This window comes from Rathayibacter sp. AY1C1 (assembly GCF_002932105.1).
Taxonomy (GTDB): Bacteria; Actinomycetota; Actinomycetes; order Actinomycetales; family Microbacteriaceae; genus Rathayibacter.
The window spans coordinates 66,936-85,097 of record NZ_PSWH01000008.1 but is presented as its reverse complement, the minus strand read 5'-3'; the positions used below and the strand labels follow the sequence as shown (position 1 = coordinate 85,097).

The following is an 18,162-nucleotide window of genomic DNA, read 5'->3' as shown; positions in this document are numbered from 1 at the left end:
GTCCCGTAAGGCTCGAGTCCCGTCGTGGGCGAGTCCCGTCAGGGCGGCCGGGAGCGGTCCCGTGATCGACGACCGTCTCGGACGAGCGGGCGCCGGCGGAGGCTACGGGCGCCAGGGCTCCTCGCCGGAGCGGCCGTCGCCGCGGCGGCGCAGGTAGCGCTCGAACTCCTGGGCGATCGCCTCGCCGCTCGCCTCGGGCGAGTCGACGGTGTCGCGCGCCTGCTCGAGCTGGGCGATGTACGACGCCATCTCCTCGTCCTCGGCGGCGAGGGCGTCGATGCCGCGCTCCCACTCCTCCGCCTCCTCGACGAGGTCGCCGCGGGGGATCGCCAGGCCGACGACCTCCTCGAGCTTCTCGAGCAGCGCCAGCATCGCCTTGGGCGAGGGCGCGTTGTGCACGTAGTGCGGGACGGAGGCCCAGATCGAGACGGCGGGGATGCCGACCTTCTGTGCGGCCTCGCCGATCACGCTGAGGATGCCGACCGGCCCCTCGTAGCTGGAGCGCTCGAGCTCGAACGAGCTCCGCAGCTCCGCGTTCTCGCTCGAGGCGAAGATGGAGATCGGCCGGGTGTGCGGGACGTCGGCGAGCATCGCGCCGAGGAAGACGACGGCGGAGATGTCTATCGCGAGCATGGCGTCGACGACCTCGGCCGCGAAGCTCTTCCAGCTGCGCGAGGGCTCGGTGCCGATCATGAGGTACAGCGCGCTCTCGGCGTCGACCGAGGTGTCGGCCGGGCCGAAGATCTGGGTGCCGGGCCAGGCGAGGTTGCGGCGGCCGTCCTCGCCGATCGAGAGCATGGGGCGGGTGTACTGGAAGTCGTAGTACTGCTCGGCGTCGACGGCGAAGAGGGGCACGTACTCCCCGGCGTCCTTGACCAGCCGCAGCGCGCCGCTGGCGGCGTCCCCGGCGTCGTTCCAGCCCTCGAAGGCCACGACCAGGACGTTCCCCGTGATCACGTTCATAGGCAGGATCTCCGCGTTCGGCTCGATGTGCGGGGAGCGCACACCGCGCCTGTCCCTCCGTCCAGGATAGGACCGCCCCCGGCCCCGCCCGTCCCGTCCGGCGGGATCGGCCGCGCTGTTCGCTCTCGGCCCGCGGCCGGGGAGGGGCGCGGCCCTGCCGGTACCATGGTCGCTCGTGACTCCCGAGACCTCCGCCCGGCCGCTGTCCTCCGAGCCGCTCGGAGGAGCGTCCGCCCCCGCCGCCGTCCTCTGGGACATGGACGGGACGCTCGTCGACACCGAGCCGTACTGGATGGCGTCGGAGCACGCGCTCGTCTCCTCCTTCGGCGGAGTGTGGACCCACGAGGACGCGATGGGACTCGTCGGCTCGGGCCTGCCCGCCGCCGCCCGCATCCTGCAGGGCAAGGGCGTCGACCTCTCCGTCGACGCGATCATCGACCGGATGACCGACGAGGTCGTCGACCAGCTGGCCGTGAGCATCCCGTGGCGACCGGGCGCGCTCGAGCTGCTGCGCGCGGTGTCCGAGGCGGGAGTGCCGCAGGCGCTGGTCACGATGTCGATCTCGCGGATGGCCGCGGCCGTCGTGGACCGGATCCCGTTCCCCGCCTTCGCCGCCGTCGTCAGCGGCGACATGGTCGAACGCAGCAAGCCCCACCCCGAGGCGTACCTCCTCGCCGCGAGCACCCTCGGCGTCGACATCGCCGCCTGCGTCGCGATCGAGGACTCCCTCACGGGCCTCGGCGCGGCCGTCGCCTCCGGAGCCGCGGCGATCGGCGTCCCGCACCAGCTGGAGCTGGACCCCGCCGCCCCCTACGCCCTCTGGCCCACTCTCGCGGGCCGCACCGTCGCGGACCTCGCGACGGTGTCCTCCGAGCACCGCGGCTCCGGCCCGGCCACGACCGAGACGGAGGCCCGCCGATGACCGGTGAGGCACTGCAGCATTCCGGACCCTTCCGCGCGGGGGACCGCGTCCAGCTGACGGGACCCAAGGGGCGGATGAACACCATCACGCTCGTTCCCGGCAAGGTGTTCCACACGCACCGGGGCGGCATCGAGCACGACACGGTGATCGGGCTGCCCGACGGCTCGGTGGTGACCAACACCGTCGGCGTCGAGCACCTCGCGCTGCGCCCTCTCCTCGCCGACTTCGTGATGTCGATGCCCCGCGGCGCGGCGATCGTGTACCCGAAGGACGCGGCCCAGATCCTCGCCCTCGCCGACGTCTTCCCCGGCGCCCGCGTGGTCGAGGCCGGTGTCGGCTCCGGCGCGCTCTCGCTCTGGCTGCTGCGGGCGGTCGGTCCGACCGGCCGGCTGTCGTCGTTCGAGCGGCGCGAGGAGTTCGCGGATGTCGCACGGGCGAACATCGAGACCTTCCTCGGCTACACGCCCGACAACTGGAGCGTCACCGTCGGCGACCTCGTCGAGGCGCTGCCCGGCACGGTCCCGTCCGGCGAGGCCGACCGCGTCGTGCTCGACATGCTCGCGCCCTGGGAGTGCCTCGACGTCGCCGCCGAGGCTCTCACGCCCGGGGGAGTGCTCCTCTGCTACGTGGCCACCGTCACGCAGCTCTCGCGGACGGCGGAGGCGATCCGCGCCTCGGGCCTGTTCACGAACCCGTCGTCGAACGAGACCATGGTCCGCGGCTGGCACGTCGAGGGCCTCGCGGTCCGGCCGGACCACCGGATGATCGGCCACACCGGCTTCCTCATCACCGCTCGCCGGCTCGCTCCGGACACCGTGCTCCCCGAGCTCAAGCGTCGCCCGTCGAAGACGGACTTCAGCGACGAGGACGTGGAGGCCTGGACCCCCGGCGCGCTCGGCGAGCGCGCCGTGAGCCCCAAGAGCCTGCGCAAGCGGGTCCGCGAGTCCGCCACCAGCGCCGAGCTCTCCCGGGCCCGCGGGTTCGGCGAGGAGACCGCGGAGCCCGACGACGAGGGCATCCTCTAAGCTGTTCCCGGCCTCCGGGCCGTCTCCACCTCGGGCGTCACCGCTCCCCTTCTCTCGAATCGAGGACCCGTGCGCAGGACCACCGCGCTCATCGCCGGCATCGGCATCGTCGCCGCTCTCACCGGATGCACCGCGTCCTCCTCGCAGGCGGACTGCGACGCTCCGTTCTCCTCCGGCGACTCCTCGGCGGCGGTCAGCGCCACGGGCGACTTCGGAGCGAAGCCGGACGTCAGCGTCCCGACGCCGCTGAAGGCGGACGGCACGCAGGTCAGCACCCTCATCGAGGGCTCGGGCGCACCGCTCGAGAAGGGCCAGCTCGTCACCATCGACTACACCCTGGTCAACGGAGCGGACGGCACGGTCCTCGAGACCTCGCCCTACGACGGGTCGAGCACCGCCCGCTTCGGCGTCGGCGGAGCCGGGCTCGTGGGCCTGAACGAGGGCCTCCTCTGCACGCAGGTCGGCTCGCGCGTCGCCATCGCGATCGCCCCCGAGGACGGCTTCGGCCAGTCCTCGTCGCAGCTCGGCATCTCGGAGGACGACACGCTCGTGCTCGTCGCGGACGTCCGCGAGGCCTCGCTGGCCCGCGCGAACGGCGCCGCCCAGCCCGCGCCCGACGGCTTCCCGACGGTGACGCTCGGCGACGACGGACGCCCGGGGCTCGCGAAGCCCTCCGGTGACGCGCCGACCGACCTCCGCATCGCCCAGCTCAAGAAGGGCGACGGCGACGTCGTCGCCGAGGGCGACCAGGTCGTCGTGGCCTACACAGGCTGGCAGTGGAGCGACGGGAAGGTGTTCGACTCCAGCTGGGAGAAGGGCGCTCCCGCCGTCTTCACGGCCGCCGACGGCTCGACCACCCAGGGCGGAGTCATCGCCGGATTCGCCGACGCCCTCATCGGCCAGCCCGTCGGATCCCAGGTCATCGCGGTCATCCCGCCGGACCAGGGCTACGGCGACCAGGGCTCCCCTCAGGGCGGGATCCCCGGCGGCGCGACGCTGATCTTCGTCGCCGACATCCTCGGAAAGGTCTGACCGGGCCCGGCCCTAGACTGGAGGGCGTGCCTTCCGACGCCCCGTCCTCGAGCCGCGTCCCGGCCGAGGAGCGTCTGTTCAACCTCGTGCTCGCGCTCGTCGCGGCCGAGAACGGACTGACGAAGGCCGATGTCCTCTCCACGGTGCAGGGCTACCGGCAGCGGGTCGGCCGAGGCGACCGGACCTCGCTCGAGCGCCAGTTCGAGCGCGACAAGGACGACCTGCGCGAGCTGGGCATCCCGATCGAGACGGTCGACGCCCCGGGCGACCCGGGCAACACCCAGACCGTCCGGTACCGCATCGCGAAGCGCAGCTACGACCTCCCTGCCGACCTGACCTTCGATCCGGAGGAGCTCGCGCTGCTCCGCCTGGCCGGGGCGGTCTGGCGCGAGGGGACGCTCTCGGCGGAGTCGCGGCGCGCGCTGATCAAGCTGCGCTCGATCGGGGTCGAGTCCGTCGACCCCGTCATCGGCATCAGCCCCTCGATCCGGGTCCGCGAGGCCTCGTTCGAGCCGCTCAACGCCGCGCTCGACCGCGGCCAGGTCGTCCGCTTCCCCTACCTGAAGCCCGGCGGCGAGGAGCCGCGCGTGCGCACCGTGCAGCCCCGCGCCCTGGTGAACCACCAGGGGCGCTGGCACCTCCACGGCTGGGACGAGGGCGCCGAGGGCACGCGGACCTTCCTCCTGTCGCGGATCGTCGGGCCGGTCGCGTCCACCGGCCGCACCGCGCCTCCCGCGGAGGGGGACCACGCGGCGACCGCTCTCGCCCAGCTCGACGAGATCCTGCAGCGCAACAGCGCGCTCCTGCGCGTCGCCCCCGACTCCGACGCCGCCCTCCGTCTCGGCGGGCGTGCCGAGGCCGAGGGCGAGGGCCAGGGCCTGCTGCGCCTGCACTACACCGACCCGGACGTGCTCGCGGACGAGCTCGCCGGTCACGGTCCCGAGGTGCGGGTGCTCGAGCCGGAGGAGCTCCGCCGACGCGTCCTCGACCGCCTCCGCCGCACCCTCGACGACCATGGAGGGGATTCTCGTGGCTAGACCCCGCTCCCTGCAGGCGCGCGACCGCCTGGCCGTCCTCCTCTCCCTCGTTCCCTACCTCCTCGACCGGGGCCGCGTCTCCGTCGCCGAGGTCGCCGCGCACTTCGAGATCCCGGAGGAGGAGGTGCGCCGCGCGGTGCGCCTCATCGCCGTCTCGGGCATCCCCGGCGAGACCGCGCAGTACCAGGCGAACGACCTCTTCGACATCGGCTGGGACGACTTCGAGGAGAACGACCACGTCGTCCTCACCCACCAGGTCGCGATCGACGAGTCGCCGAGGTTCTCGGCGCGGGAGGCCGCCGCCCTCATCGCCGGCATGCAGTACCTCGCAGCGCTGCCCGAGAACCAGGGCAACGACCGGATCGCCTCGCTGATGGGGAAGCTCGCGCGCGGCGCCTCCTCGGCCCCGAGCGCGGTCGCGGTCTCGCGCGGCACGGGCGCGGACAGCGCTGTGGCGCTCCTGCGGACAGCGATGGGCTCGGCGACGCAGGTCGCTTTCGACTACCGCAGCGCCCGCGGCGAGACCGAGTCCCGGCTCGTCGACCCCTTCGTGCTCGAATCGGTCGACCGGGACTGGTACCTGCGCGGATGGGACCACCTCCGCGAGGGCGTCAGGACGTTCCGGGTCGACAGGATGCGCTCCCTCCGCGACACGGGGACGCCGATCGTCCGGCGCCGCAACGAGGTGACCCTCTCGGAACGGCTCTTCGAGGCCTCCGCCTCCGATCTCGTCGTGGACCTGCGCGTCGCTCCCAGCGCCGTCGTGCTGCTGGGCGACTACGCGGCCGACGCCGAGTTCCCCGATCCCGTGCCGGGGGAGGAGGACCACGGTGTCCTCGTCCGTCTCCGCGTCGCCCATCTGGAGGGACTGACGCGCCTGGTGGCGTCGTTGGCGGGTCTCGTCACCGTGGTGGCACCCCCCGAGGCGCGCACCGCGGTCGCGCACTGGGCGGCCTCCGCGCTCGCCGCGAACGAGGGGGAGCCGTCGTGACCTGGTGGTCGTGGATCCTGATCTGGCTCGGCCTCGCGCTGGGCGCTCTGGCGATGCTGGTCCTCTTCGCCCTCTCCTACTGGCGCAAGGGGAAGATGCTCCTCGGACAGCTGTCCGAGGTCACCGCGAAACTCGAGACACTGAGTCCTGGAGTGACGGACGACCTGCCGCCCCGGCCGTCCTCGTCGCTGTTCGCCGATCGCGACGACGTGAGGCGTGCGCACGAGGGCCGGCGTGACACACGTCGCGACAGGATCGATCTCCGCCGGTCAGAACGGGTCGAACGGGGTAAGCTCCTCGTACACCGCAACCGACAAGTGAAGTGAGTCTGCAATGTTCGCTGGCCTCCAGGGGTGGCACCTCCTCATCATCCTCGCCGTGATCCTCCTCCTGTTCGGTGCGCCCAAGCTCCCGCAGCTGGCCCGCAGTGTCGGGCAGTCGATGCGGATCTTCAAGAGCGAGGTCAAGACCATGAAGGACGAGGACGGCACCGAGCGCCGTGAGTCGACCGAGGGGACCACCGGCACCGTCGCCGGATCCACCGGCACGACCACCGGCACCGGCACCACCACGCCGCCCGAGTCCCCGCTCAAGTAATGACGTCCGTGGCACCGAAGAAGCCACGGACGAAGCGGACGAAGAACCCCGACGGGCGCATGTCGCTCGGGGCGCACCTCGTCGAGCTTCGCAACAGGCTCTTCAAGTCGGCGATCGCGATCGTCATCGCGTGCGTCGCGGGGTGGTTCGTCTCGGAGTGGGTCTTCGAGGCCCTCAAGGCTCCGATCTCCGAGGTGGCCTCCACCCAGGGCAAGGAGGCGATCCTCAACTTCCCGACGATCGCCGGTGCCTTCGACCTGCGGCTGCAGATCGCCATCACGGTGGGCATCGTCCTGGCGAGCCCGGTCTGGCTCTACCAGATCTGGGCGTTCCTCGTCCCGGGCCTGACCCGCAAGGAGATGCGGTACGGCCTCGGCTTCATCCTCACCGCCATCCCGCTGTTCTTCGCGGGCTGCGCGGCCGGCTGGTTCGTGTTCCCGCACATCGTGGAGCTCCTGACGAGCTTCACCGGCAGCAACGCGGCGAGCTTCCTCGACGCCAAGATCTACTACGAGTTCGTTCTCAAGCTCGTGCTGGTCGTCGGCATCGCGTTCGTGCTGCCCGTCTTCCTGGTGCTCCTCAACTTCCTCGGCGTCCTCCCCGGCATGCTGATCCTCAAGTCGTGGCGCATCGCGATCATGGCGATCGTGCTCTTCACGGCGATCGCGACCCCCGCGGCCGACCCGATCTCGATGTTCCTCCTGGCCATCCCGATCATCTTCCTGTTCTTCCTCGCCTGCGGGATCGCGATCCTGCACGACCGGCGCGCCGCCAAGCGCCAGCTGGTGTTCGACGGCAGCCCCTCCGACCTGCCCGCGTGACCGGACCGTCTCCCGCCGAGCGGTTCGCCGCGTTCCGGACGCGCCAGGGCCACGCGAGGGTCGAGGCGTTCCGCTCGACCCTCGCGTTCGACCTCGACCCCTTCCAGTACGAGGCCTGCAGCGCGCTCGACGACGGCCACAGCGTCCTCGTCGCCGCGCCCACCGGTGCCGGCAAGACCGCGGTGGCCGAGTTCGCGATCCACCTGGCCATGCAGGACCCGACGGCCAAGGTCTTCTACACGACGCCGATGAAGGCGCTGAGCAACCAGAAGTTCCAGGAGTTCGTCGAGGACTACGGAGCCTCCGAGGTCGGCCTGCTGACCGGCGACTCCAACGTCAACGCGCGCGCCCGCATCGTCGTGATGACGACCGAGGTGCTGCGCAACATGCTGTACGCCGACTCGGACCTCCTGCGCGACCTCGCCTACGTCGTGATGGACGAGGTGCACTACCTCGCCGACCGCTTCCGCGGCGCCGTCTGGGAGGAGGTCATCATCCACCTCCCGCAGCGCGTGCGGCTGGTCTCGCTCAGCGCGACCGTGTCGAACGCCGAGGAGTTCGGCGACTGGCTCCAGACCGTCCGGGGCGAGACCGAGGTCATCGTCTCCGAGGAGCGCCCCGTCCCGCTCGACCAGCACGTCCTGGTGGGCGGCAAGCTGGTCGACCTCTTCGACTCCTCCGGTCGGGCGGCGACGAACCGGGTGAACCCCGAGCTCGCCCGCATGGCCCAGGGCGGCTCCCGGGTCGAGCGCGGCGGCAGGGGCGGCCGCAACGGCCGAGGCGGTCGCGGCCGCTACCCGGAGCAGCGCACCGAGGAGCTCGTGCTGCGCTCGGAGGTCGTCGAGATCCTCCGCGGCAAGAACCTCCTCCCCGCGATCTTCTTCGTCTTCAGCCGTGCGGGCTGCGACCAGGCCGTGCGCCAGGTGCTGCGGTCGGGCGTGCGCCTCACCGAGCGCCACGAGCGCGACGAGATCCGCGCGATCGTCGAGGAGCGGTGCCGGACGATCCGCGACGAGGACCTCGCGGTGCTCGGCTACTGGGAGTGGCTCGACGGACTCCAGCGGGGCGTCGCCGCGCACCATGCCGGGATGCTCCCCGCCTTCAAGGAGGTCGTGGAGGAGCTGTTCCTGCGCCGGCTCGTGCGCGTGGTCTTCGCGACCGAGACGCTCGCGCTCGGCATCAACATGCCCGCCCGCACGGTCGTCCTCGAGAAGCTCGAGAAGTTCAACGGCGAGGCGCGCGTCCCGATCACACCGGGGGAGTACACCCAGCTCACCGGCCGGGCGGGCCGACGCGGCATCGACGTGGAGGGCCACTCGGTGATCCAGTGGCGCGGCGGGATGGACCCCCAGGCGGTCGCGTCCCTCGCCTCCCGGCGGACCTACCCGCTCAATTCCAGCTTCCGCCCCAGCTACAACATGGCCGCGAACCTGATCGAGCAGTTCGGGCGGGTGCGCACGCGCGAGATCCTCGAGTCGTCGTTCGCGCAGTTCCAGGCCGACCGGTCCGTCGTCGATCTCGCCCGCCGGGTCCGCCAGCAGGAGGAGTCGATGGCGGGCTACGTCACGGCGATGCAGTGCCACCTGGGCGACTTCGAGCAGTACGCGGCGATCCGCCGTGAGATCGGCGACCTCGAGCGCCGGGGCGCGGTGCGCGGCGAGTCGGCCTCCCACGCCGAGCGCGAGAAGCGCCAGGGACAGCTCACGAGCCTGCGGCGTCGGATGAAGGCGCACCCGTGCCACGCCTGCTCCGACCGCGAGCAGCACGCGCGCTGGGCCGAGCGCTGGTGGAAGCTGCGCCGCGAGACCGACGAGATCGAGCGCCAGATCCGCTCGCGCACCGGCGCCGTCGCCCGCATCTTCGACCACATCACGGACGTGCTGCTCGAGCTCGGCTACTTCCGCCGGGACGAGGTCGGCGAGCTCTCGCTGACGCCCAACGGTCGCACGCTCCGCCGGATCTACGGGGAGCGGGACCTGCTCGTCGCCGAGTGCCTCCGGAAGCAGGCGTGGACGGAGCTCGATCCGGCCGGCCTCGCGGCGATGGCGTGCTGCCTGGTCTTCGAGCCGCGACGCGAGGAGGGGACGCTCGGCGAGCAGTTCCTGCCCCGCGGCGCGTTCCCCGAGGCGCTGGAGAGGACCCAGCTTCTGTGGGCCCGGCTCGACGACGTCGAGCGGGAGCACCGCCTGCCGGGCAGCAACCCGATCTCGACGAGCCTGGCGCTGTCGATGAACATGTGGGCCAAGGGCATGCCGCTCGACATGGTGCTCCGCGAGTCCGACATGGCCGCCGGCGACTTCGTGCGCTGGGCGAAGCAGACCATCGACCTCCTCGACCAGCTCTCCGTCGTCGCCGAGGGCAAGGTCGGCCGCGCGGCCCGGACCGCCCTCGACCTGGTCCGCCGCGGCATCGTCGCGTACTCGACGGTCGCATGACGCCGATCGCTCCTCCGCCCGACGGGCGGACCGTTCCGCTGTGGGTGGCGCTGCCCCTCGCCGCCCTCGGCGGCGCCGTGCTCGACCGCGGCTTCCCCGACTCCGACGTCTGGCCGCTGGCGATCGTGGGCGCCGCGGCGATCCTGTTCGCGCTGGCGGGGCGCGGCTTCTGGAGCGGGAGCCTCGTCGGCCTCGTCGGCGGAGCGGTCTTCTGGGGCGTCCACATCGAGTGGCTGACCCTCTACCTCGGCCCGGTCCCGTGGGCGGCCCTCGCCGGCCTGCAGGCGATCTTCTTCGCGCTCTCCGCGGGGCTGATGGCGGTCGTCTCCACGCGCGGCCACCGCGTCTGGACGGGACCGCTCGGCCGGATGGTCGGCCTCCCCGCCCTCCTGGGGGCGCTCTGGATCGGGCGCGAGTCGATCACCAGCGTCTGGCCCTACGGCGGTTTCGCCTGGGGCCGCCTCGCGATCTCGCAGTCCCTCGGCCCGCTCGCCGGTCTCGCGGCGTGGATCGGCTTCGCCGGCCTCGGCTTCGTGGTGGCGTTCCTCGCGGCCGTGCTCGCGCAGGCCGTCCGCGAGATGTCCGTCACGGCCTCCTCTCGCGTCAGCGCTCTCGCGGGCTTCGCGATCGTGGCGCTGGTGTTCCCCGCCTGGCCGGCACCGACGGAGGGCACGACCCGGATCGCCGCCGTCCAGGGCGACTCCGATGCGGGCCTGTTCTCACAGAGCTACCGCGGGCAGATCCTCGAGGACCACACCTCGGCGACGCTGCCGATCCTCGACCAGGACGTCGACATGGTGGTGTGGCCCGAGAACGGCGTCGACATCGATCCGACCCGGAACGCCCAGTCGGCCGCCGTCCTCGACTACCTCAGCCGGACGATGGACGCGCCGTTCGTCGTGGGCACGATCACGAACCCCTCGGATGACGTCTTCTACAACAGCTCGCTGCTCTGGAAGGCGGGGGAGGGAGCGACGCAGGTCTACGACAAGGTGCATCCCGTCCCGTTCGCCGAGTACATGCCGGACCGGGCGTTCTGGCGGATGTTCGCTCCGGACCTGGTCGACCTGGTGAGCCGCGACTACTCGATCGGCACCCGTCCCAACGTCTTCGACGTGAACGGCGTGCTCGCAGGCATCGCGATCTGCTTCGACATCTCGGACGACGCGCTGACGAACGCGATGGTCGACGGGGGTGCCCAGGTCATCCTCGGGCAGACCAACAACGCCGACTTCGGCCGGACCGACGAGAGCGTCCAGCAGCTCGCGATCGCTCGCCTGCGGGCGATCGAGACCGGGCGCAGCGTGGTCAACATCTCGACCGTCGGGACGAGTGCGATCATCGGGCCGGACGGCGCGACGATCGACTCCCTGACATGGTTCGAGCCGGGTGCCATGGTGGACGAGGTCCCCCTCAGCTCCACCACGACCCCGGCTCTGGTGTGGGCGCGAGACCTCGGCTGGTACTTCCTGGCCGCCGGTCTCATCGGCATGGTCTCGTTCGTCCTCAGGACGCGCGAGCCGCGACGCCGTTACCGCTGACCGGCGCTACGCGCCGATCTTGTGCTCGCCGCGCCTGGCGCGCAGATAGGCGAGCCGCTCCTCGAGCAGCTCCTCCAGCTCCGCGCGGGTCCGACGCTCGAGCAGCATGTCCCAGTGGGTGCGCGGAGCCTTCTGCTCGCCCTTGTCCACGACGACCGGCTTCGAGTCCACCATCAGAGTGGCCTCGTGACCGCAGGAGCGGCACTCCCAGGTCTCCGGTGCTTCCGCATCGGCCGAGAACACCATGTCGGTGTCGTGGCCGCAGTTCGCGCAGTGGTACTCGTACGTCGATCGCGGGGAGAAGACGACGCCTTCTTCGCTCTGCAGGCTCTGGGATCCGAGCCGCATTCCTCGCAAGCTTCGATCTGCCATTGTGTGGTCTCCTCTCGCTGTGCTTCCCCAGTGTCAACGTCGTACCTGGAGGTGGTCTTCCCGTCCCTGCCATTGCCAGAGAATCCTCAGGTCGGAGGCGTATTCCGCGGTTCCTGAGGGCGTGGCTGACGGGCGCTGAGGAAGGCGTCGACGGCCGCTCGGGCGAGGTCGGTGCGGTCGGTCACGAGTCCGTCGATCCCGAGCGCGAGGAGCTGCTCCATCCGCTCCGGATCGTCGATGGTCCAGAGGTGGATCTCGCAGCCGGTCACCCGCAGCCGGGCGAGGATCCGCGGCTCGGCGACGCGGAGGCCGAGCGCGCGCTCGGGCACCTGGAGCGCGTCGATGCCGCGGAGAGCGAGACGCACGGGGAGGGCGGCGCCGAGGTGGGCGGCGACCAGGGCGACGACGAAGCGGACCGCCGACGCCGAGGTCGCGGCGCCGGGAAGACGGCGGAGGGCCGCTGCTCGACGGATCTCGGAGAACGAGGTGATCAGGACGCGCTCCGCGGCGGCGGCGCCGGACACCGCCGCGACGACCGGGTCGATCGCGTCCCGCGACTTCACGTCGATGTTGAAGCGCGCGCGGGGGAGTGCGGCGAGGGCCTGCTCGAGAGAGGCGAGCCGGGCGCCGCCCGCCAGTCGAAGGTCGGCGAGCTCCTCCCACCGGGTGGCGGCGACGACGTGGCGGCGGCCGGAGCGGTCGATCACCTCGGCGTCGTGGACGAGCACGGCGACCCCGTCGAGGGAGGCGCGCGCGTCCGTCTCGAGGAGGTCCGCACCCGCGGCGAGGGCGCGCTCGAAGGCGGCGAGCGCGTTGCCCTCGGCCTGCGGGCCGAACCCGCGATGCGCGATCACCCGGGGGGTCGGCCCGCTCAGGGCGAGGGGGCGCTCAGGGGTGCGCATCGCGGGCCGGGTCCGCGGCTAGACGGCCAGCGGCGGGGGAGTGGGCGCCGAGCCGGGGGCTCCATCGGTCGTCGCGGGCGCCACGGGGGCGGACGTGTCGGATCCGGGCTCGACAGGAGTGGAGCCGACGGACCCGGATGCGGCAGGCGCGGACGCCGCAGGCGCCGACGGGGGTGCCGCGTCCTGCGGGCGGACCGCCGGGGCGGACTGGCCGCGCTGGCCGAGCGCGCCTCCGATGCCCTTCAGCGCCTCGGTGAGCTCGCTCGGAATGACCCAGAGCTTGTTCGCGCTGCCCTCAGCGATCTTGGGGAGTGTCTGGAGGTACTGGTAGGCGAGGAGCTCGCTGTCGGGGCGGCCCTCGTGGATGGCGTGGAAGACGGTGGTGATCGCCTTGGCCTCACCCTCGGCCCGCAGGACCGCCGCCTTCGCCTGGCCCTCCGCAGCGAGGATCGCGGCCTGGCGCTGACCCTCGGCGTTCAGGATCTGGGACTGCTTGGTGCCCTCGGCGGTGAGGATCACGGCTCGACGGTCGCGCTCGGCGCGCATCTGCTTCTCCATCGAGTCCTGGATGGAGAGGGGCGGGTCGATGGCCTTGAGCTCCACGCGTCCGACGCGGATGCCCCACTTGCCGGTGGCCTCGTCGAGGACGATGCGCAGCTGCCCGTTGATGTTGTCGCGGGAGGTCAGCGCCTCCTCGAGGTTCAGGCCGCCGACGACGTTGCGGAGCGTGGTGGTGGTCAGCTGCTCGACCGCGCCGAGGTAGTTGGCGATCTCGTAGGTCGCCGCGCGGGCGTCCGTCACCTGGAAGTAGACGACCGTGTCGATCGAGACGACGAGGTTGTCCTCCGTGATCACGGGCTGGGGCGGGAACGAGACGACCTGCTCGCGCAGATCGATCAGCGGGCGGACCCGGTCGATGAACGGCACGACGAGATTGAGGCCCGGCAGCAGGGTCTTGTGGTACTTGCCGAGGCGCTCCACGACCCCGGCGGTGGCCTGGGGGATGATGCGGACCGCTCGGAAGAGGACGACCAGGGCGAAGAGGACGACGGCGGCGACGACGACGATCGTCACGACGGAGGACGGTGTCACGGTGTGCTCCTTTCGGCGGGGACGACGACCGCGGTCGCGCCCTCGATGGCGGTGACGACGACTCTCTCGCCGACTCCGAGTGTGCGGTCCTCGACGAGCGGGGACAGGCGGACGGTCCAGGTCTCGCCGTTGGCGAGCCTGACCTGGCCGGCTCCGGGGCCGGCGAGGACGACGCTGCCGGAGAGCCCGAGGAGAGCGTCCGCTCCGGTGGGGGTGGGATCGCCGCCCCGTTTCAGCAGCCGCAGCAGCGGCGGCCGGACGGTGAACAGCAGGAGGGCGGCGAGGACGGCCGCTACGGGGACCTGGACCCAGAAGGGAGCCCCGACCAGCCCGGTCAGCAGTCCGCCGATGCTGCCGACGGCGAGCATCAGGAACGTGAACTCGAGAGTGATCATCTCGACGATCACGAAGATGAGGATCAGCGCGAGCCAGAGGATCCACGCGTACTGGGTGACAGCGTCCATGCTGTGTGCTCCTTCCCCTCGACGAGCATTCCCAGGCTATCAACGCCCCCCGGACGAGGGCTGGGAGAGGGGGTGCGCCGACGGTCTCGAGGCCCTTGGTAGACTCCTCCGTCGGGCCGTGGCCCGTCATCGTGCCCGATCCGGTCTCCGAGCCGGCGTTCTGGAGGAATACCCGTGTCCAATCCCCTCGCCCCCGGCTCCTTCGACGGCAAGCGCGCTCTCGTCACCGGGTCGTCCCGCGGCATCGGCGCCGACACGGTCCGCTACCTGGCCGAGGCCGGAGCCCGCGTCGTCGTCAACTACCGCTCGAAGGCGCCGCGCGCCGACAAGCTCGTCGCGCAGATCGTCGAGGCCGGCGGCACCGCCGTCGCCGTCGGCGCCGATCTCACCGACGCCGACTCGCGCGCCGAGCTCTTCTCCCGCATCGAGAAGGAGTACGGAGGACTGGACGTGCTCGTCCTGAACGCCTCCGGCGGCATGGAGAGCAACATGGGGGAGGACTACGCGATGGTCCTCAACCGCGACTCGCAGGTCGCCGTGCTCGACGCGGCGCTGCCGCTGCTCTCCGAGGGCTCCCGTGTCGTGTTCGTCACGAGCCACCAGGCGCACTTCATCCGGACCACGCCCACGATGCCCGAGTACGAGCCCGTCGCGCTCTCCAAGCGCGCCGGCGAGGACGCCCTGCGCGAGCGGATCGGTGAGCTCGCCGAGCGCGGGATCGAGTTCGTCGTCGTCTCGGGCGACATGATCGAGGGCACCATCACCGCGACCCTGCTGGAGCGCGCGAACCCGGGCGCGATCAGCTCGCGTCGCGAGTCGGCCGGCAAGCTCTACAACGTGCAGGAGTTCGCGGCCGAGGTCGCTCTGGCGGCCGTCGAGCCGATCCCCGCGGACAACACCCGCCTCGTCGGCGACATCTCCGACTTCGCCTGATCCTCGCCAGGGGCTGACGCCGGCGCACGGGTCTGGGCTCCTCGACGGATGGCCCCGGTGGACGGCAATGGACCGGCATCGGGGGAGTCCGACGCCGTCGTGGGCGCAGTCCGTTCGTCGCCGGATGCCGGGCGGCGTGAGCATCCTTCTCGTGCCGTCGCGGTGATGGTGAACCGGCGGGAGCGCTCGCAGGAAAGCTGACGCGCGTTGCGGCGGGCGCCCGGGAGGATCGAGGCGACGGCCGCGTCCGCGGCACGATGACCGTCGATCCGCGGCTGCGGCTGGTCACGCGCTTCGACACTCCGACCGAGACGTGCGGGTACGAGGACGTCGAGTGGGTGGAGCATTCGCCTCCGCTGATGACGTGCCGGACCGTCGGGCGGCCTCGGTCCCGGTTCGTCCGGCCCTTCCGCCGTTATCCGATAATGCACATTATGTCAGTTCGACCGAAGTCCCGTTCTGCAGGGATGGCGATCGGCTCCCCTCAACGCTCCTGCGACAGGACGTCATCGATCGCCGCCGCGCTCCGATGGCAGACCGGGCGCTTCGACGGTGAGGCCTCGGATCACCGCGGCGACGACCATGCGCTGCGTGAGTTCGGCGCTGGTGTCCACGGGCCACTGGCTCACCGACCCGACGTGCGCCGCGACGACCGCCTTCGCCAGGACAGCGGACTCGACGGCGGGGACGCGGCCGTGCACGGCGGCGAGGGCGGCGAAGCGCTCGCCCAGCTCGCGCGAGACGCGGTCGTCGTCGATCATCATCCGCTCGGCGAACTCCGGGTCCGCGGCAGCGCGTGCCAGGAGCACCGACCGCAGGGAGAACCACTCGCGGCTGGACGGGAGCGCGTCGAGGAGAGAGCGTACGGCGCCGTCGAGGGTCGCCGCGCGGTGCTCCTCCTGCAGCTGGACGTCGAGGGCCTCCTGCAGGCTCCCCCACACTCTCGCGGCCTGCTCCTCGTGGAGTGCGAGGAAGAGCTGGTCGACACCGGCGAAGTTCGAGTAGAACGCGCCGCGGGTGAAGCCCGCCTGCGCGCAGATGTCCTCGACGCGCTGGCCGATGGTGCCCGTGCTCTCGAAGAGCTCGGCGGCCGCGGCGAGGAGACGTCGTCGCGTCTCGCTCCTCCGCCGGACCGGAGCCTGCTCGCCTGTGACCACGCCCCCAGCCTATTCGGATCCTTGCGCTGGATGGGCCTTTTCAGTACGTTTCGTTTCCAATGCATACCGTATCGAGAACTGGAACGCCCGAACCTCGACGGCGACGGTCCCCGTGGCTGCCGGCCGCGACCGTCGTGCTCATCGGGGCGGTCCTCGCCTGGCTGAACCGGCTGGAGTGGTGGGGGTGGCTCGTCGTCGCGGCGGCCGCGGTCCTGATCGCGGCCGTCTCGAGGAGCTGGCGGCACCGGCACTGGATGCTGCGTACGGCGGCCTGGGTCGCGTCCGCAGGGCTCGTCGGAGCCGTCGCCCTCGCCGCGGGTCCTCTCCCGGCGACGCGGACGCTCGCCGGTCCGCACACCGCCCCGGTCACGACCCGGCAGGGCGACGTCGTCGGTGTGCACGACGCCGCGGCCGGGGTCGACGCCTTCGCGGGGATCCCCTACGCCGCTCCCCCGGTCGGCCCGCTGCGCTGGGAGGCGCCCCGCCCGGCCCCGCAGCGGTCGGCGACCCTCGTGGCCGACGACTTCGGCCCCTCCGCCGTTCAGCCGGAGCCGACGTTCCTCTCCCGAGCGGCGACCCGCGTGCTCGACCTGCCGCTGGAGGAGACGCTCCTCGGCGGGTACGCGACGGACGAGGACAGCCTCCGCCTGAACATCTGGACGCCGGCCGGCGGGGCGGGCGACTCCAGCCCGGTCCTCGTCTACCTCCACGGCGGCGCGTTCGTCTCGGGGTCCGGCGCCCTCCCCGCCTACGACGGCGCGGCGCTCGCCTCCCGGGGCGCGGTGGTCGTCACCGTCGCCTACCGTCTGGGGGTCCTCGGTTTCCTCGCCGGTGATGTGCTCGGCGGCGGCACCCCGGGGAATCAGGGACTGCTCGACCAGGTCGCCGCTCTGCAGTGGGTGCAGGACAACATCGCCGCTTTCGGCGGGGACCCGGGGCGGGTGACGGTCGCCGGCCAGTCCGCCGGCTCCGGCAGCGCCTGCATCCTCGGGGCCTCGCCCCTCGCGGCCGGCCTCCTCCACGGGATCATCGGGGAGAGCGGAGGATGCCTGGGGTCGGCGGGAGACCGCGAGGCCGGCGACCTCTACGACGACGCCGCCACCGCACGGGAGGCGGCTGCGCGCCTGAGCGAGGCCCTCGGCGGGGCGAGCCTCGCCGAGATGAGAGCCCTGCCGGCCGAGCGCGTCGTCGCGGCCGCCGCGGGCCTCTCGCAGCACTGGTGGCCCTCGATCGACGGCGTCGTCCTCCCCGACACGCCGCTCGCCGTCTACGAGGCCGGTCGGCAGAACGACGTCCCCCTCCTGCTCGGCAGCAACTCCGACGAGACCTCGCTCGATCTGCTGGGAGGCGTCGACCCGGATCCGAACGCCTACGAGCAGGAGGTGCGCCGGGAGCACGGAGACGACGCGGACCGATTCCTCGCGCTGTACCCGGGTGCCGTCGAGGACCAGGTCGTCGACTCCCGGCTGCGCGCCGGCAGCGACCGGACGATGACCGCCCCGATGCGGCTCTGGGCGCTGACGGCCGCCCGGACCGGGCGGGCGGGCGTCCACGCCTACATCTTCACGCGCACTCCCCCGGAGAGCGGACTCGAGCGGTTCGGCGCGTACCACGGCGCCGAGGTGATGTACGCGTACGGGAACCTCGGGGCGGACGGCGACGCCGACTACACGGACGTCGACCGCCGGCTCGAGCAGGAGATGACCGCGCGCTGGCTCGCATTCGTCTCCCACGGCGATCCGGACGCCGCCGGCCGCGAGCGGTGGCCGGCCGTCCAGGAGGATCCGGACAGCGTGCTCGAGTTTGGCGACGTCGTCCGGGTCGCCGAACGCCCGTCCCCCGACGCGGTCGACTTCTGGCTCGAGGGGACGGGCTGAC

Annotated in this window: 18 protein-coding genes; 12 read left to right on the top strand and 6 right to left on the bottom strand. The window is 71.9% G+C overall.

Annotation, left to right across the window (positions count from 1 at the left end; genetic code table 11):
* Positions 1-102: 102 nt before the first annotated feature.
* Positions 103-963 carry a proteasome assembly chaperone family protein gene (locus C5C71_RS05880; protein ID WP_104246850.1) on the bottom strand — a complete coding sequence of 287 codons (861 nt, stop codon included), beginning with the start codon at positions 961-963 and terminating at the stop codon, positions 103-105.
* Positions 964-1,138: 175 nt separating this feature from the next.
* Between C5C71_RS05880 and C5C71_RS05875 the strand changes: the two genes are divergently transcribed.
* The 10 genes from C5C71_RS05875 to lnt all read left to right on the top strand — a co-directional run bounded on the left by C5C71_RS05875 (position 1,139) and on the right by lnt (position 11,364).
* Positions 1,139-1,885, top strand: coding sequence for an HAD family phosphatase (locus C5C71_RS05875; RefSeq protein ID WP_258060432.1), 747 nt, complete (start codon positions 1,139-1,141; stop codon positions 1,883-1,885).
* A complete protein-coding gene (locus C5C71_RS05870; protein ID WP_104222012.1) occupies positions 1,882-2,910 on the top strand; it encodes a tRNA (adenine-N1)-methyltransferase in 1,029 nt (342 codons plus the stop codon). The genes C5C71_RS05875 and C5C71_RS05870 overlap by 4 nt, the downstream gene beginning before the upstream one ends.
* A gap of 69 nt (positions 2,911-2,979) precedes the next feature.
* The gene (locus C5C71_RS05865) at positions 2,980-3,942 is read left to right on the top strand and encodes an FKBP-type peptidyl-prolyl cis-trans isomerase (protein ID WP_104222014.1); all 963 of its coding nucleotides are present in this window, start codon (positions 2,980-2,982) and stop codon (positions 3,940-3,942) included.
* A gap of 26 nt (positions 3,943-3,968) precedes the next feature.
* On the top strand, positions 3,969-4,979 hold the full coding sequence (locus tag C5C71_RS05860; RefSeq protein ID WP_104337307.1) for a YafY family protein: 1,011 nt from the start codon (positions 3,969-3,971) through the stop codon (positions 4,977-4,979).
* Positions 4,972-5,970 carry a YafY family protein gene (locus tag C5C71_RS05855; protein WP_258059823.1) on the top strand — a complete coding sequence of 333 codons (999 nt, stop codon included), beginning with the start codon at positions 4,972-4,974 and terminating at the stop codon, positions 5,968-5,970. Before C5C71_RS05860 ends, C5C71_RS05855 begins: the two co-directional genes overlap by 8 nt.
* The gene (locus C5C71_RS05850) at positions 5,967-6,296 is read left to right on the top strand and encodes a hypothetical protein (RefSeq protein ID WP_104337305.1); all 330 of its coding nucleotides are present in this window, start codon (positions 5,967-5,969) and stop codon (positions 6,294-6,296) included. Before C5C71_RS05855 ends, C5C71_RS05850 begins: the two co-directional genes overlap by 4 nt.
* A gap of 7 nt (positions 6,297-6,303) precedes the next feature.
* Positions 6,304-6,567, top strand: coding sequence for a Sec-independent protein translocase subunit TatA (gene tatA, locus C5C71_RS05845; RefSeq protein WP_104222022.1), 264 nt, complete (start codon positions 6,304-6,306; stop codon positions 6,565-6,567).
* A gap of 59 nt (positions 6,568-6,626) precedes the next feature.
* Entirely contained in the window at positions 6,627-7,388 is a 762-nt protein-coding gene (tatC, locus tag C5C71_RS05840; RefSeq protein ID WP_104222024.1) for a twin-arginine translocase subunit TatC, read from the top strand.
* Entirely contained in the window at positions 7,385-9,823 is a 2,439-nt protein-coding gene (locus C5C71_RS05835; protein ID WP_104222026.1) for an RNA helicase, read from the top strand. Before tatC ends, C5C71_RS05835 begins: the two co-directional genes overlap by 4 nt.
* Positions 9,820-11,364, top strand: a complete 1,545-nt coding sequence (lnt, locus tag C5C71_RS05830; RefSeq protein ID WP_104337304.1) for an apolipoprotein N-acyltransferase — start codon at positions 9,820-9,822, stop codon at positions 11,362-11,364. The genes C5C71_RS05835 and lnt overlap by 4 nt, the downstream gene beginning before the upstream one ends.
* A 6-nt stretch (positions 11,365-11,370) precedes the next feature.
* On the opposite strand, the gene C5C71_RS05825 is transcribed toward lnt, so the two are convergent.
* The 4 genes from C5C71_RS05825 to C5C71_RS05810 all read right to left on the bottom strand — a co-directional run bounded on the left by C5C71_RS05825 (position 11,371) and on the right by C5C71_RS05810 (position 14,194).
* Positions 11,371-11,736, bottom strand: coding sequence for an RNA polymerase-binding protein RbpA (locus tag C5C71_RS05825; protein ID WP_068207052.1), 366 nt, complete (start codon positions 11,734-11,736; stop codon positions 11,371-11,373).
* 86 nt (positions 11,737-11,822) lie between these two features.
* A complete protein-coding gene (locus tag C5C71_RS05820) occupies positions 11,823-12,638 on the bottom strand; it encodes a glycerophosphodiester phosphodiesterase family protein (RefSeq protein WP_104337303.1) in 816 nt (271 codons plus the stop codon).
* Positions 12,639-12,656: 18 nt separating this feature from the next.
* Complete coding sequence (locus C5C71_RS05815) at positions 12,657-13,712, bottom strand: SPFH domain-containing protein (protein ID WP_374954251.1); 1,056 nt, start codon at positions 13,710-13,712, stop codon at positions 12,657-12,659.
* A 14-nt stretch (positions 13,713-13,726) separates the two neighbouring features.
* Positions 13,727-14,194 (bottom strand): NfeD family protein, encoded by a 468-nt coding sequence (locus C5C71_RS05810; protein ID WP_104337301.1) that lies wholly within the window; start codon positions 14,192-14,194, stop codon positions 13,727-13,729.
* Positions 14,195-14,368: 174 nt separating this feature from the next.
* Between C5C71_RS05810 and C5C71_RS05805 the strand changes: the two genes are divergently transcribed.
* The gene (locus C5C71_RS05805; RefSeq protein ID WP_104250337.1) at positions 14,369-15,127 is read left to right on the top strand and encodes an SDR family oxidoreductase; all 759 of its coding nucleotides are present in this window, start codon (positions 14,369-14,371) and stop codon (positions 15,125-15,127) included.
* Positions 15,128-15,633: 506 nt separating this feature from the next.
* On the opposite strand, the gene C5C71_RS05800 is transcribed toward C5C71_RS05805, so the two are convergent.
* On the bottom strand, positions 15,634-16,284 hold the full coding sequence (locus C5C71_RS05800) for a TetR/AcrR family transcriptional regulator (protein ID WP_104283647.1): 651 nt from the start codon (positions 16,282-16,284) through the stop codon (positions 15,634-15,636).
* A gap of 134 nt (positions 16,285-16,418) precedes the next feature.
* Between C5C71_RS05800 and C5C71_RS05795 the strand changes: the two genes are divergently transcribed.
* Complete coding sequence (locus tag C5C71_RS05795) at positions 16,419-18,161, top strand: carboxylesterase/lipase family protein (protein WP_219813822.1); 1,743 nt, start codon at positions 16,419-16,421, stop codon at positions 18,159-18,161.
* The last annotated feature ends 1 nt before the right edge of the window (position 18,162 follow it).